Below are 529 nucleotides of genomic sequence, written 5' to 3'. Positions count from 1 at the left end.
GGAAGCTCTTATAGCCGAAGCCAGCACGTTTGATTGCTTTGATTTTATTGTTTGTGCCTTCCAGTGGACCATTGGTGTAAGGATAGTTGAAGGTGTTCTCAATTTCGTCATGGTGTTCTTTCAACGTTTTTAAAGTTAACTGCATCTCTGGCGAGATACCCCCTGTATGCCAAAAAGTGGCATTGTAATTATTCCAGTCATTCGTTTTAATAGCTTGACGTAGGTTATTTAGAACTTGATATGTCGCTTTTAGCTCTGGATCAATACTTAACAGCTGATCAACAACGTCTTTGGCGCAAAGCATATGTGAAAAACTAGTCCATTTATGGTAGGTGGTATAGTCAACGTCTTCTACCGGCTGTAATAATAACTTCCAGTAACGCTTTAAAGCGCGGTATTGGCGAGAAGAGGTTGGTAAACCTTTCATAATGCGGATTCTGGTCTTGGTAAATGCCCGACTGAGGGCATTTACAATGTGAAATCGATCAATGAGAACAATCGCATTGGGAAACACAGTACCGACCAATTT

Annotated in this window: 1 protein-coding gene; it reads right to left on the bottom strand. The window is 40.8% G+C overall.

Annotated features, from left to right (window positions below):
• Nucleotides 1-529: transposase (locus IWT5_RS11805; RefSeq protein ID WP_143443104.1), on the bottom strand; the 529-nt coding region annotated here is incomplete at both ends.

Source organism: Secundilactobacillus mixtipabuli (genome assembly GCF_002217925.1).
Taxonomy (GTDB): domain Bacteria; phylum Bacillota; class Bacilli; order Lactobacillales; family Lactobacillaceae; genus Secundilactobacillus; species Secundilactobacillus mixtipabuli.
The sequence above is the reverse complement of the archived record's forward strand: the minus strand, read 5'-3'. Positions and strand labels throughout refer to the sequence as shown.